This window comes from Cupriavidus sp. HE11 (assembly GCF_056097175.1).
On the sequence record NZ_CP184465.1, the window covers coordinates 2057505 to 2071158 of the forward strand.

Below are 13654 nucleotides of genomic sequence, written 5' to 3' on the forward strand. Positions count from 1 at the left end.
CGATGTCGATCATGACCGTTTCCATCCCCGCCGCGCCTTCTGTTCCTTCCACTGTTCCCACCGCTGCTGCCCGAAGCGCCGCGCCACCCGCAAAGGCCGGTCAGGCGGCTGCGTCGCCTGCGCATCCGTCGGAGTGGGTACGCAGTGGCACGCCTGCCTATCGCCGCGCGTGCCTGGCGCTGTTTCTGCTGGGGTTTGCCAGCTTCTCGCTGATCTACTGCGTGCAGCCGCTGCTGCCCGCGTTTGCGGCCAGCTTCGGCATCAGTCCGGCGCAAAGCTCGCTGGCGCTGTCGCTGACCACGGCGCTGCTGGCAATTGCCATCGTGCTGGCCGGCGCGTTTTCCCAGGCGCTGGGGCGCCGTGGCGTGATGTTTGCCTCGCTGGGGCTGGCGGCCATCTGCAATCTCGTGGCCGCCTCGGTGCCAGGCTGGCATGGCCTGCTGGTGGCGCGGGCGCTGGAAGGGTTGGTGCTCGGTGGCGTGCCCGCCGTGGCGATGGCCTGGCTGGCCGAGGAAATCGAGCCGTCGCAGCTTGGGCGCGCCATGGGCCTCTATATCGGCGGCACGGCCTTCGGCGGCATGATGGGCCGCGTGGGCATGGGGCTGGTCACCGAGTTCACGTCATGGCGCGTGGCGATGGGCTTCCTGGGCGTGCTGTGCCTGGTATCGGCCGTCTGCTTTGTCCGACTGCTGCCGCGCTCGCGCAATTTCGTGCCGCGTCCGGGGCTGGATATCGGCTTTCACCTGCGCGCCTGGGGTGGTCATTTGCGCAATCGCGCGCTGCTGCGCCTGTACGCGGTTGGGTTCGTGCTGACCAGCATCTTCGTGACGCTGTTCAACTACGCCACGTTCCGCCTGTCCGCCGCGCCATACGGGCTGAGCCAGACGCAGATCAGCCTGCTGTTCCTGGCGTTCGGCTTCGGCATCGTGTCGTCGTCGGTGGCGGGCCAGCTGACGGCGCGCTTTGGTCGCCGCCGCATGCATGTGGCCGGGTTCGTGCTGATGCTGCTGGGCGTGCTGCTGACGCTGGCGGGCCCGCTGGCCGCGATCTTTGCCGGCATCGCGCTGGTGACAACGGGCTTTTTCGTGGGCCACTCGGTGACCAGCGCATCGGTGGGGCCGGCGGCGGGCACGGCGAAAGGCCATGCCGCGTCGCTCTACCTGCTGTTCTACTACATGGGATCGAGCGTCATCGGATCGGTAGGCGGCTGGGTCTGGCAGCATGGCGGGTGGGTTGCCATCGTCGCCCTGACCGCGGCGCTGGCCGTGGCCGGGATGGCGCTGGCCGGCGCCGCGCGGCCCCAGCCACCTGCTAACCCCTGAGCGCCTTCGCTTCCAGGTTCCAGAGCTTGCGGTCACTGGTGGAGATCGCCACCGCGCCATGCGCGATGGCGCTGCGGATATCGTCCTGGTTGCACACGAAGCCCGACGTGACGATGGGCGGCAGCGCCTTGCGGTCGGCCGCGGGCAGGTGCGACAGCATCGGCGCGGGCATCAGCTGCACCAGGTTCGGATCGCTCTGTTCTAGCGCCTTGACGCTGCGCGGCCAGGTGGAGCGGTCGGTCACGAAGACCTTCTGCATGGTCACCATGCCGGCGCGATTGGCGCGCTGGATGGTAGCCACGCGGGTCGAGACCAGGCTGGTCACGCCGATGTCGGCCAGGTACTCGACGCCGCCCTTGTCCTGCGACAGGCCTTCGCAACTGTCGATGTTGACGATCACATACTTGCCGGCCTTCGTCAGCATGGCAATCACGGGCTGCAGGCGGCGCAGCTCCACATTGGCCACGATCGAGACTTCCGCCTCGCTGTCGATGAAGGCTTCGACCTGTTCCACGCCGTAGAGCGTGGCGATTACCGGGTGTCGCGTCAGGCGGGCGCCGAGAGACCTGTCCATGGGGCTTACTTCGTGGCTTCGTGGGTCAGCGCGTCCGAAAGGCCGAGCTTGCCCGGATTGAGGATGTTTTGCGGATCGAGCGCCCGCTTGACCGTCACCAGCACCGGAAACGCCGTATCGAGCGACGGTGCCATGTACGGCGCGCGCAACAGGCCGATGCCATGATGATGGCTCAACGCGGCATTGTATTGGATCAGCACCGCGTTGGCGGCATCCCACGCGGCGCGATACCACTTCTGGCGGTCTTCCACGGCCACGTCGCCGCGCAGCGAGAAGTACAGGCAGGCCCCGTCGACATAGGCATGCGACTGGTGCGCCGATCCGGCCAGCGTGCCCGGCACGGCGTTGATGGCTGCCACCACATCGGTGTAGATCGCGGCCAGGTCGCTCCACGGGCCGGCCATTTCCAGCGTGTCGGCCACGAAGCCGGGGCTGCGCTTGAAGCCCTCGGCACTCTTGCCGGTCAGGTAGCGCGTGTCGAGCCAGCGTTCGAAGATGGCATCGCCATCGAGCTTGTCGCCCAGCTCGGCGCAGGTACGCTCGCTGATGGCCATCACGGCATCGACCATCTCCTGCGCGCCTTCGTCGGCCACCAGCAGCACGTTGGTATCGGGCAGGCCGAACTGCACGCCGCTTTCCAGTTCGTCGTACAGGCGCAGCGCGGCCGGGTTGGCGCCACGCTGCATGATCTGGCGGCAGGCTTCGAGCCCGATGGCGAAGGTCTTGAAGCCATAGGCGATGGCGCGGCCGTAGTCGGGCAGGCGGTGCAGTTTCAGGCGCACCCGCACGATCACGCCCAGCGTGCCTTCGGAGCCGATGAACATCTGCATCAGGTCCGGCCCCAGTGCCGCACGCGGATAGCCGCCCACGGTGACCAGGCTGCCATCGGCCAGCACCACGTCCATGCCCACCACCATGTCCTCGATCTTGCCGTAGCGCGTGGACAGCTGGCCCGCGCCGCGGCAGGCCACCCAGCCGCCCACGGTGCTGATGGCGTACGACGACGGCCAGTGGCCCATCGTCATGCCGTGTTCGTGCTGGATGATCTGCTCGAACACGTCGCCGAACATGCCCGCTTCCACCTCTACGATCTGGCTTTGCTTGTCGAAAGCCAGGAAGCGGTTCAGCTCGCAGACGTCGAGCACGATGCCGCCACGCACCGGCAGGGCGGCACCGGTCACGTTGCTGCGGCCGGCGGACACGGTCACGGGAATCGCGCCGGCATGGGCGATGCGCATCACGGCCTGGATCTGCTCCACGGTGGATACGCGCACGATCACACCGCGCGGCGTGGCAGGCTTGCCGCCGGTCTCGGTCATCATCGATCCGGCCCACCAGTCGCGGGTCCATTTCACGACGTCGCCGGTGGACGTCAGCACTTCGTCTGCGGCACGGCGCAGCGCGTCGACGGTGGCACCGTCGATGGCGACCGCATCGCGCTGCAGGCCCGGGGCGTCGGGCGTTGCGGTGATGCTTGCCGCGAAGTGGGGCGGCGTGTGCTGGCCCACGAGGTAGTTGCCGCGGTTGTAACCGCGCTTGATGGCTTCCTTGCTGATCATGCTGCTTCTCCCATAAGGACGGATTTTTCGAGGGCGACAGCGGCCAGGTAATCGCTGACCTGCTGCGCGACGGCCTGCGCGGACAACCCGAGCTCGGCCTGGAGGATCTGGGCCACGCGTGGCGCGGCCTGCGCGGACGCATCGCGCGCCATCAGGCGGGCGCGGATGCGGCGCGAAAGGACGTCGTCAACCGTGCCGGCCAGTTCGTGGCGCACGGCGTAGACGATTTCGGCTTCGGTATGCGGCAGCCCGTCGACGATGGGCCGCGCCAGGGCCGGGTCGGCCTGCAGGATGTCGCTGACAAAGCGCGATTCGGTGCCGTAGCGCTCGCCCAGGTGCGCCGACATCCCGCCCGATGCCACGATGGCCTGCGGGTCGTAGCCGGCCGCGCCCAGCAGATAGGCCGACTTCGTCCGGCATCGGGCGCGCCTGCCGATCACCTGCTGGGCGGCGTCGATGGTCTGCTCGGCCATGTGGCGCGATGTGGTCAGCTTGCCGCCCACAATCGTGACCAGGCCGTCGCCCGCCACGTGGATCTCGTGGTTGCGCTTGATTTCCAGCGTCTTGCCACCGGGCGGCGCCACCAGTGGCCGGCAGCCGGCAATGCTGCCCACCACGTCTTCGGGCTGCAGGTCGGTCCTGAGCGCCGACCGCGCGCCTTCCAGCAGGAAGTCCAGCTCCTGCCGCGTGCACATCACGTTGTCGAGGTCGCCGTCATAGTCCTCGTCGGTGGTGCCCAGGTACGACACGTTGCCCCAGCGGGTGATGGTGGCGCGGCGGCTGCGGCCCGGCACGGGGATCGTGACGGTGCAGTCGTTGCGGATCTTGAGCCAGGGGATCGCCACGTGCACGCCCTTGGCCGGGCGGATATGGAGCGTCTTGTCCTCGCCCTTCCTGCCCCCGGTCCAGTCGCGCAGCCACACGCCGGTAGCCATGACGACCACGCCGGCGCGCACGCGGATCTCGCGGCCGTCGGCCTGCACGATGGCCCCGTCCACCTTGCCGTGCGCATCGCGCGTGATATCGGCCACGCGCGCGTGATTGGCGACGGCCGCGCCGTGGAATGCCGCCGTACGGGCGATATTCAGCGTCAGCCGTGCGTCGTCCACCCGGGCGTCGAAATACAGGAAGCCACCCTTCAGGTGTTCCTCGTTGAAGGTGGGGCAGTGCGACAGCACCTCGGCCTTCGTGAGCTTCTGGTGCAGAATGCCCTCGCGCCAGCCGCCGGCCAGGTCGTACGTCCACAGCAGCCCTTCGAAGGCCTTTGCCAGCCGCTGGTCGAATACGCCGTCGCGCTCCATGACCGGGAACAGGAACGGCAGCCGCTGCACCAGGTGCCGCGCGTTGCGCCGCAGCCGCTGGCGTTCCAGCAGCGAGTGGCGCACCAGGCCCAGGTTGCCCTGCTCGATATAGCGCAGGCCGCCATGAACCATCTTCGACGACTTCGACGACGTGCCCGAGGCGAAATCGCTCTTTTCGACCAGCGCCACGCGATACCCGCGCAAGGCGGCGTCCAGCGCAGCGTAGGCCCCGGTGACGCCACCGCCGACGATCAGGATGTCGAAGGTGTCGGACGCCAGGCGGTCGAGTTGTTCGGCGCGCACCAGCCGCAGCGGCTCGGTGCGCGTCATGGCGGCACGTTCGCGGTTGGCACCGCGGGATGGCAGGACCATCATGTTGCTTGCTTCTCCTGGCAGGTCAGTGCGTGGCAAATGCCTGCACATGGTTGAGTTCGGATGCCACGCGGGCATGCCACAGCGCACGCCGCCCGGCGCGCTCGTCGGCGCCCACACGCGGGGTGAACACCGCGTCGGGCTCGTTCGTGGTGCGTGCCTGGTCGAGCGAATCCCACAGCAGGCCGGACGCACCGGCCAGCCAGGCAATGCCGCGCAGGCTGGCGCGCTCGGTTTCCTGCATGCGATGGATCGGCAGGCCGGTCAGGTCGGCCTGCATCTGCAGCAGCGTGTCGCTGCCCGACAGCCCGCCGCCCACGACCAGTTCGGTCACCGGAATGCCGGCGATCTCGCGGTTGGCGTCGATGCACGAGGCCACCGAATGCGCGATGCCTTCCAGGATGGCGTGGGCGATCTCGGCCTGCGTGGTCGCCATCGACACGCCGTTGAGCGCGGCGCGCGCCTCGGGCTGCATCTGCGGCACGCGCAGCCCGGTCAGCGCCGGAATGAAGGTGACGCCACGCGACGACGGCACGGTGGCGGCCAGCGCGCTGATCTGTTTTGCGTTGTCGAACCAGTGCAGCTTGTCGCAGACCCAGTTCAGTGCCGAGCCGGTGGTGGCGACGAATGTCTCGACCGAAAAATGCGACACGTCCTGGCAACGCCGCGCGGTCATGGTCAGCGTGCTGTCGGACTGGCCGCTGCGGGTGGGCAGGGTTGGGCCCAGCACCAGGTCGACGAAGCTGCCGGTGCCGTGCAGGCACATCGACTGGCCGGCATCGAGGCAGCCCAGCCCGACCGCGCCGGCCAGCTGGTCGCCGGCGCAGGCCAGGATCGGCACGTCGATGCCAAGCAGGTCGGCACGCGTGCGGCCGAAGTCGTCGGCGTCCTGGCGTAGTTCGGGCAGCAGTTCGGGCGGAAAATCGAGCGCCTCGACCCATTCGGTCAGGTAGCGGTGCTCGCCCAGTACATAGGCGCTGCGCGATGTGGCGTTGGTGGGCGTGGTCACGCAGGCGCGCTGCGTGGACAGATGCCACAGCAGCCAGCTGTCGACCGTGCCGAAGGCCAGCCGGCGGGCGCGCCAGGCTGCGGCCACGGCCGGCGTGTCGCGCAGGTGCCGGGCGGCCCACAGGTAGGGTGAACGCACGCCGGATGGCCGGCCCACGCGGGTGCGCAGGCGCGGGTCCCATTCGCCGGCAAGCTGGTCCAGGTCGGCGGCATAGCGGGTGTCCTGCCAGACCATGGCCGGCACCAGGGCGCGGCCGGTCCGTGTGTCCCACAGCACGCCCGTGGCGCGCTGCGTGGCTACGGCCAGCGCCACCACGCGCAGGCCTTCACGGCTGGCCTGGGCGAGCGTGTCGCGGCAGACGTCGAGCGTCTTTTCCAGCAGCACGTTGGCGTCCTGCTCCACCACGCCGGGGCGGGGCGAATCGACCTGCAGTGGCGTGTAGGCCAGGCAGGACACATGACCATCGGCGGCCACGACCGCGGCCCGCGTGCCGGACGTGCCCTCGTCGATGGCGAGGATGACGTTCCTGTTTTGCATGAATTACTTCTCGGTGGCGGGATGCATGAAGCCGGCGCCGTCGCGCGTATCGCCACGGAACTGCGGCGCGTTGGCCTCGTTATCGGGATGAATGGCCGTGCGCGTCGGGTCCCAGCGAATCATGAAGCAGATGATGCTGGCTACCAGCGGCACGACGGAAAGGATCAGGAAAGTGGTTTCGAGCCCGTAGCGGGCGCGGAACAGCGGGAAGACGAGCAGGCCCAGCGCGGCGCCGATGGCGCCCAGCGCGCCGATCACGCCATTGGCGCCGGCACGCAACTCGCTGCGGAACGACAGCGATGACAGGCTCTTGCCATTGGCGCCGGGGCCGCCGGAGTGGAACAGGATGAACAGCGACGGCACCACGACCGCCACCCACGTGGGCATCTTGCCGTTGAACAGCCCCAGGATCAGCAGCATCACGAACACGGCAGCGAAACCAAACGCCGACGCGCGGCGCAGGCCGAGCTTGCGTGCGATGGCCGGCGACAGGAAGCCGCCGAAGATGCCGCAGACATTGAACACCAGCGCGCCAATCGTGGCGTAGACAAAATCCTTGCCGAACAGCGCGGCGCTGATCAGGGGCAGGTACCAGCCGATGCCGAAATACTGGATCGACTGGCCGATCTGCACGGTGGCCGCCAGAATGGTGCGCGGCAGGTAGATGCCACGGAAGATCAGCAATACGTTAGCCAGGCCGCGGCGCGCCAGGTTGGTGACGGGAATGCGCTCGGACGGCGACGCGGCCACGAACGGGCGGCCGTAGATGCGCGTCATGGCCTGCGCGGCGGCTTCCAGGCGCTCCTTGCGGGCCAGCCACGTGGGGCTTTCCACCAGGAACAGCACCTGCAGCAGCAGGATGCCGACGCCGAACACGGCGGTGGCCGCTACCGAGTAGCGCCAGATCGCATCGCCCACGTTCCACGAGTAGAACAGCAGCGCCAGCACCAGGTTCAGGCAGACGGCCGTGTACCACATGCCCTGCCAGGTGTTGAGGCGGCTCTTCAACTTGACCGGCGTGAATTCGGCCAGCACCGCCATGGCAATGGCGAAGTCGATGCCATACGCGGCGCCGACAAAGAACCGGCCCACCAGGATTGCGTTGAAATCGGGGGCGAATACCACGATCAGGGCGCCCGTGACGGCGAACACCTTCGCCAGGATCAGCGGCCTGACCCGGCCCCAGCGGTCGGCCATCCAGCCGCCGATGGGATTGAAGGCGATGGCGACCCACGAGGCGAACGACGTAAGCAGTGCCACCTGCGCCGGTTCCAGCTGCAGGTTGCGCGTCATCGGCCCGAGGCCGGCGCTGAGTGCGGAATTGGAGAAGGCGTCGAGAAACAGTCCGCCGAGGGCCAGCCACCAGATGACGCCGGCGCGGCCGCGAATGCCAGGACAGGAATCTATGAAGGCGATGACATCGTCGATGCCACGGATCTTGATGGCAGTGGGTTGCACGGCGGTCTCCTTTTTGTAGTTCTGTAAGAGGCCGCAGCAAACTGCACACGCTATGAGACCATCCTACAGATGGTCTCGTATCTGAATCTGCCCGGCCAATGTATGGCTTCGGGCCGGCAGTGTCAACCGGGAAAACCCGGCATGCCGCGACAGCGCCTTCTCGTTGTGCCTTTACGATCCGTTGCATTGCCTTGTGCCATGTCTGTGTACCATGGCGCGCTTTCGGATGCCGCCGGCGCGGCATGCGCCTGGCTGCCAGCCAGGCGGGGCCGACAATGTCTGTACAACTGGCGCGCCGACTGGTCCCGTGGATAGGACCAGCTGGTTCCATTGAGTGACCCGGCCGGGGGGCATAGAGTCCGCCTGAACCCCACAGGAAGTACACAGAGGCGGAGACACAGATGTTGATCAGTCGAAGAAAGCTCCTGGCCGGCGCGACGCTGGCCATGTTTGCAGGATTGGCGCCGGTGCAGCACGCTGCGGCCCAGGACAAGCCCATCACCATCGTGGTGGGCAGCCCGGCCGGCGGCACCACCGACGCGTTGGCGCGTCTGATTGCCCGCTCGCTGGGCGACACGCTGCACCGCACGGTGGTGGTGGACAACCGCCCCGGTGCCGGCGGCAATATCGCCGCGCAGTACGTGGCACGCGCCACCCCGGACGGCAGCACGCTGCTGATGAGTTTCACGGGCCATACCATCAACGCGTCGCTCTACAAGAACCTGCCGTTCGATCCGGTCAAGGACTTCACGCCGATCACGATGGTGGCGCGCGTGCCCAGCGTGCTGGTGGCCCGCAAGGGCGTGCCGTTCGACAACACCGCGGGCCTGATCGAGTACGCGAAGAAGAACCCCGGCAAGCTCACGTTCGCGATTGGCGCGCAGGGCTCGTCGCTGCATCTGGCAAGCGAGCAGTTCAAGCTGGCCACGGGCACCGACATCGTGAACGTCCCGTACAAGGGCACCAACCCGGCGCTGACCGACGTGCTGGGCAACAACACCGTGGACCTGATGTTCGCCAGCACCGTGAACGTGCTGCCGCACCTGAAGTCGGGCACGCTGAAGTTCCTGGGCGTCAGCAGCAAGGAAGCGCTGCCGCAGTTCCCGGGCGTGCCCCCGATCGGGCAGACCGTGAAGGGCTTCGAGTCGTCGGCGTGGTTCGGCCTGTTCGGTCCGGCCAGGCTGCCCTCGTCGGTGACCGACCAGCTCTATCGCGCGGTGAAGGTGGCCGTCGAGGACCCGGCCTACAAGAAGCGCATGGAAACCGAGGCGGCCACGGCCGTCAGCATGACGCCGCAGGCGTTCGGCGCGTTCGTGCGCAGCGATATCCAGCACTGGGCGAAGGTGATCCAGGCGTCCGGTACCAAAGTGGAGTAAGGAATAGCAATGATGGGCCAGACATTGGCGCAGAAGCTGTTGGCCAGGGCCGCAGGCCGGGCCGACGTGGCGCCCGGCGAGATTGTCACGTGTCGCGTGGATCTGGCGATGATGCACGACTCCGGCGGTCCGCGTCGTGTGAAGCCGATGCTGGAGAAGCTCGGCGCGAAGGTGTGGGACCCGGGCAAGGTGGTGCTGGTGACCGACCACTACGTGCCCGCGCATGACGCCGACAGCCGCAGGATCGTGCAGATCGCACGCGACTGGGCGCGCGACGAAGGCGTGGTGCGTTTCCACGACATGGAAGGCATCTGCCACGTGGTGGTGCCGCAGAAGGGCTATCTGCGCCCGGGCATGTTCGCGGTGGGTGGCGACAGCCATTCGTCCACCGGCGGCGCGTTCGGTGCGTACATGTTCGGCATCGGGGCCACCGAGATGCTTGGCGTGCTGGTCACAGGCGAGATCTGGGTGCGCGTGCCGCAGACCATCCGCATGCGCTGGCATGGCCGCCTGGGTGCCGGCGTTTCGGCCAAGGACATGATGCTGCGCATGTGCACGCGCTTCGGCATGGATGGCGGACAGTACCAGGCCGTGGAATATACCGGCGACGCCGTGGCAGCCCTGTCGATGCAGGAGCGCATGACGCTGTCGAACATGACCGCCGAACTGGGCGGGCAGGTGGGGCTCGTCGCGCCCGACGCCATCACGCGCGATTGGCTGCTGGCTGCCGGTGCGCCGGCAGATGCCATCGATATCGACAGCTGGCAGTCCGATGCCGACGCGGCGTGCCTGGCCGTGCATGACTTCGACGCGGCAACGCTGGCGCCGCAGGTGTCGCGCCCGCACACGCCGGCCAATGCCGACGATGTGGATGCGTTCGGCAGCGTGGGTATCGACATCGCCTATATCGGCGCATGTACCGGCGCCAAGCTGGATGACCTGCGCATGGCGGCGCAGGTACTGCGCGGCAAGCGCGTGGCAAGCGGCACGCGTCTGCTGGTGGCGCCGGCCAGTGCCGCCGACCAGCAGCGCGCCGCGCAGGAGGGCACGCTGGCAGCGCTGACCGACGCCGGCGCCGAACTGCTGCCCAATGCCTGCGGCGCATGCGCGGGCTACGGCGAGCACCGGTTTGGCGAAGACACCGTGGTGATCAGCGCCACGGCGCGCAATTTCAAGGGACGCATGGGCGCGGCATCGTCGCAGGTCTATCTCGGCTCGCCGTACACGGTGGCCGCTTCGGCCATCGCCGGCCGCATTGCCGATCCGCGGGAGGTGCTGGCATGAGTCAATTCTCCGGCCGGGCCTGGGTGTTCGGTGACGATATCAACACCGACCTGCTGGCGCCAGGCGCCTACATGAAGTTCGGTATCGACGAGATCGCGCGCCATTGCATGGAAGCCGTGGACCCGTCGTTCGCGGCGCAGGTGCGCCCGGGCGACATCGTTTTTGGCGGGCGCAACTTCGGTGCGGGGTCGTCGCGCGAGCAGGCGGTGGAAGTCTTGCGCCACCTGGGCGTGGTGGCGGTCGTCGCGCCGTCGTTCGCCGGGCTGTTCTATCGCAATGGCTTCAATCTTGGCCTGCCGCTGCTGACCTGTCCGGCGCTGCCGCCGGTAACGCCCGGCGTGCGCGCGGGGTGCGAGATCGACTCGGCCCAGGTCTATATCGAGAACGCACCGGCGCTGCAATGCGAGCCGGTGCCCCCGCATCTGGTGGCCATGATCCGCGATGGCGGACTGGTCCCGCACCTGGCGCGCCGGATCGCGTCGGGCCAACTTTCCGTGAACGAGGAAGTGCAATGACTGCAATGACGCTGAAGCAACGCCTGCAAGGCACCGGCATCGTGACCGCACCGGGCGTCTACGACGCGTTTTCGGCCCTGTTGGTCGAACAGGCCGGCTTCCAGGCCGCCTACCTGTCCGGCGCCAGCATCGCCTACACGCGGCTGGGGCGGCCCGATATCGGCTTCCTGTCGCTGGAAGACGTGGCCTCGGTCACGCGCAATATCCGTGAGCGTTGCCCGGCGCTGCCGCTGATCGTTGATGCCGATACCGGCTTTGGCAACGCGCTGAACGTGATGCAGACCGTGCGCGTGCTGGAGCGGGCCGGCGCCACGGCCATCCAGCTCGAAGACCAGTCGATGCCAAAGCGCTGCGGCCACCTGGACGGCAAGACCGTGATCAGCGCCGCCGAGATGGCGGGCAAGATCCGCGCGGCCTGCGATGCCCGCCGCGACGAAAACACGTTGATCATCGCGCGCACCGACGCCGTGGCCGTGGAGGGCATGGAAGCGGCGCTGGCGCGCGCCGAGCTGTATGCCGAGGCCGGCGCCGATGTGCTGTTCGTGGAAGCGCTGCGCAGCCGCGAGGACATGACCGCGGCCATCGCCCGCCTGGGCAAGCGCGCACCGCTGCTTGCCAATATGGTGGAAGGCGGCAAGACGCCCGTGCTGCCGGCGGGCGAGCTGGAGGAAATCGGCTTCCGCATCGTGATCTTCCCGGGGGGCACCGTGCGGGCGCTGAGCTTTGCGCTGCGCGACTACCTGGCAAGCCTGCATGCCAACGGCACCACCACGCCGTACCTGGACAAGATGCTGTCCTTCCAGGCGCTCAACGGCGTGATCGGCACGCCGGAGATGCTGGCGCTGGGCAAGCAGTACGAGTAACGCAGCGCACCGCGTGCTTGCCTGACCGGGGCGGCACGCGTACCGTGGCGGCATCGTCCCTCATTTCCCGGCCCACGCTGCCTGTTTGCCGCCTCTCCGATGCTTGATGCCCATGCCCCGCTGACCTCGCTGCCGCGCTTCCAGCAGGTTCGCCTGATCCTGCGCGAGCGCATTCGCGGCGGCCACTACGCAACGGGCCTGCCGCTGCCCGGCGAACGCCAGCTGGCCGAGGAATTCGGCGTGGCGCGCGTCACGGTGCGGTCGGCACTGGCGCGGCTGCAGGAAGAAGGGCTGGTAATGCGGCTGCGCGGCAAGGGCACGGTGCCGATTGCGCGCAACGCGGCGCAGCCCGAGGCCGCCGTACAGACCGTGCGAGGCGGCCTGCTCGACAACATCGTCAGCGTCAGCATGCGTACGCGCGTGCAGGTGCTGGAATGGAAGCGCATGGCGGCGCCGCCCGCCGTCAGCGCCGCGCTGGCCCTGCCGCCCGCCGCGCCCGTGCTCAAGGTGGTGCGAGTGCGCAAGTTCAAGGCGCAGCCAATTTCCTATACCGAAGTGTTCGTGCCCGACGACCTGGCCGGCGCGCTGGACCGCCATACGCTGCAGGACACACCGATGCTCGTGGCGCTGGAGCAGCACGGCATCGAGGTGGTATCGGCCGAACAGACGCTGGGCGCTGCCGTGGCCGACCTGGACGTGGCGCGCATCTTCCGCATCGCGCCGGGCGTGCCATTGCTGCGCGTGTCGCGCGTGGCATCCGACGCAAACGGCCGCCCGGTGCAGTTCCTGGTGGGTCTCTACCATCCGGAGCGCTATACCTACCAGATGCGGCTGACGCGCGCCGGGGCGTCCACGCGCGTGTGGATCGACGCCGACCAGCCCTGATCAGCGGCGCACCAGCGCCACCACGTAGACGCAGGCGTCCGGGCCGGGGTTGATAAAGGTGCAGGGCGCGGGCGGCCCAAGCTGCAGACAGTCGCCAGCGGCCAGCGTGTGTGCGAGTTCGCCTTCCTCGAAGACCAGCGTGCCGTCAAGCACCCAGATCTGCTGGTGCTGGAACGTGAAGGCCGACGACGGGTAGGACACCCGCGCGTGTCCGGGCAGCGTGACTTCCACCAGTTCCAGCATGCCGCCATTGCGCGGCGACACCGCGCGGCGGGTGTAGCCCGTTTCGGGGTCCTGCCACACCGGCTGCTCGGCGGCCCGGCTCAGGCGCTCGCCGGCCTGTTCGGCCAGCGCCAGCAGCATCGACAATTGCAGCCCGAAGGCCCCTGACAGGCGTCCCAGCACGGTAGCCGTGGGGCTGGCCTCGCCACGTTCGATCTTGCTGATCATCGCCTTGGATACCCCGGATCGATCCGCCAGTTCCGCCAGCGACCAGCCGCGCGATTCGCGCTCGATGCGCACACGGGCGGAAATGGCGGTGGTGGGATCGTCAGGCAGGCGGCTCATGGTGGCGAGGCAATGAAGATTGTTTTCGCCCT

12 protein-coding genes are annotated in these 13654 nt (G+C 68.1%); 6 read left to right on the forward strand and 6 right to left on the reverse strand.

What is annotated here, in order from left to right:
- The first annotated feature begins 11 nt into the window (after positions 1–11).
- Positions 12–1322 carry an MFS transporter gene (locus ACOABP_RS26605; RefSeq protein ID WP_474228702.1) on the forward strand — a complete coding sequence of 437 codons (1311 nt, stop codon included), beginning with the start codon at positions 12–14 and terminating at the stop codon, positions 1320–1322.
- Here the strand turns inward: ACOABP_RS26605 and ACOABP_RS26610 are convergent.
- The 5 genes from ACOABP_RS26610 to ACOABP_RS26630 are packed head-to-tail and all read right to left on the reverse strand — an operon-like array spanning position 1312 to position 8132.
- Positions 1312–1896: a glycerol-3-phosphate responsive antiterminator gene (locus ACOABP_RS26610; protein WP_474228704.1), complete on the reverse strand. Its 585-nt coding sequence runs from the start codon at positions 1894–1896 to the stop codon at positions 1312–1314. The genes ACOABP_RS26605 and ACOABP_RS26610 overlap by 11 nt on opposite strands.
- Before the next feature lie 5 nt (positions 1897–1901).
- Positions 1902–3455: an FAD-binding oxidoreductase gene (locus ACOABP_RS26615; RefSeq protein WP_474228706.1), complete on the reverse strand. Its 1554-nt coding sequence runs from the start codon at positions 3453–3455 to the stop codon at positions 1902–1904.
- On the reverse strand, positions 3452–5131 hold the full coding sequence (locus ACOABP_RS26620; protein WP_474228707.1) for a glycerol-3-phosphate dehydrogenase/oxidase: 1680 nt from the start codon (positions 5129–5131) through the stop codon (positions 3452–3454). Before ACOABP_RS26620 ends, ACOABP_RS26615 begins: the two co-directional genes overlap by 4 nt.
- A gap of 22 nt (positions 5132–5153) precedes the next feature.
- Positions 5154–6674: an FGGY family carbohydrate kinase gene (locus ACOABP_RS26625; RefSeq protein WP_474228708.1), complete on the reverse strand. Its 1521-nt coding sequence runs from the start codon at positions 6672–6674 to the stop codon at positions 5154–5156.
- Between the two features lie 3 nt (positions 6675–6677).
- Positions 6678–8132, reverse strand: coding sequence for an MFS transporter (locus tag ACOABP_RS26630; protein ID WP_474228709.1), 1455 nt, complete (start codon positions 8130–8132; stop codon positions 6678–6680).
- Positions 8133–8533: 401 nt separating this feature from the next.
- Here ACOABP_RS26630 and ACOABP_RS26635 point away from each other — a divergent pair, with 401 nt between their 5' ends.
- From ACOABP_RS26635 to ACOABP_RS26655, 5 genes are all read left to right on the forward strand, one after another.
- Positions 8534–9508: a Bug family tripartite tricarboxylate transporter substrate binding protein gene (locus ACOABP_RS26635; RefSeq protein WP_474228710.1), complete on the forward strand. Its 975-nt coding sequence runs from the start codon at positions 8534–8536 to the stop codon at positions 9506–9508.
- 9 nt (positions 9509–9517) lie between these two features.
- Positions 9518–10792: a 3-isopropylmalate dehydratase large subunit gene (locus tag ACOABP_RS26640; RefSeq protein ID WP_474228711.1), complete on the forward strand. Its 1275-nt coding sequence runs from the start codon at positions 9518–9520 to the stop codon at positions 10790–10792.
- On the forward strand, positions 10789–11307 hold the full coding sequence (locus ACOABP_RS26645) for a LeuD/DmdB family oxidoreductase small subunit (RefSeq protein WP_474228713.1): 519 nt from the start codon (positions 10789–10791) through the stop codon (positions 11305–11307). The genes ACOABP_RS26640 and ACOABP_RS26645 overlap by 4 nt, the downstream gene beginning before the upstream one ends.
- On the forward strand, positions 11304–12170 hold the full coding sequence (locus ACOABP_RS26650; RefSeq protein ID WP_474228714.1) for an isocitrate lyase/PEP mutase family protein: 867 nt from the start codon (positions 11304–11306) through the stop codon (positions 12168–12170). Before ACOABP_RS26645 ends, ACOABP_RS26650 begins: the two co-directional genes overlap by 4 nt.
- Positions 12171–12269: 99 nt before the next feature.
- A complete protein-coding gene (locus ACOABP_RS26655) occupies positions 12270–13055 on the forward strand; it encodes a GntR family transcriptional regulator (protein ID WP_474228716.1) in 786 nt (261 codons plus the stop codon).
- Here the strand turns inward: ACOABP_RS26655 and ACOABP_RS26660 are convergent, their stop codons facing one another.
- The gene (locus tag ACOABP_RS26660; protein WP_066741548.1) at positions 13056–13622 is read right to left on the reverse strand and encodes a helix-turn-helix domain-containing protein; all 567 of its coding nucleotides are present in this window, start codon (positions 13620–13622) and stop codon (positions 13056–13058) included.
- Between the last annotated feature and the right edge of the window lie 32 nt (positions 13623–13654).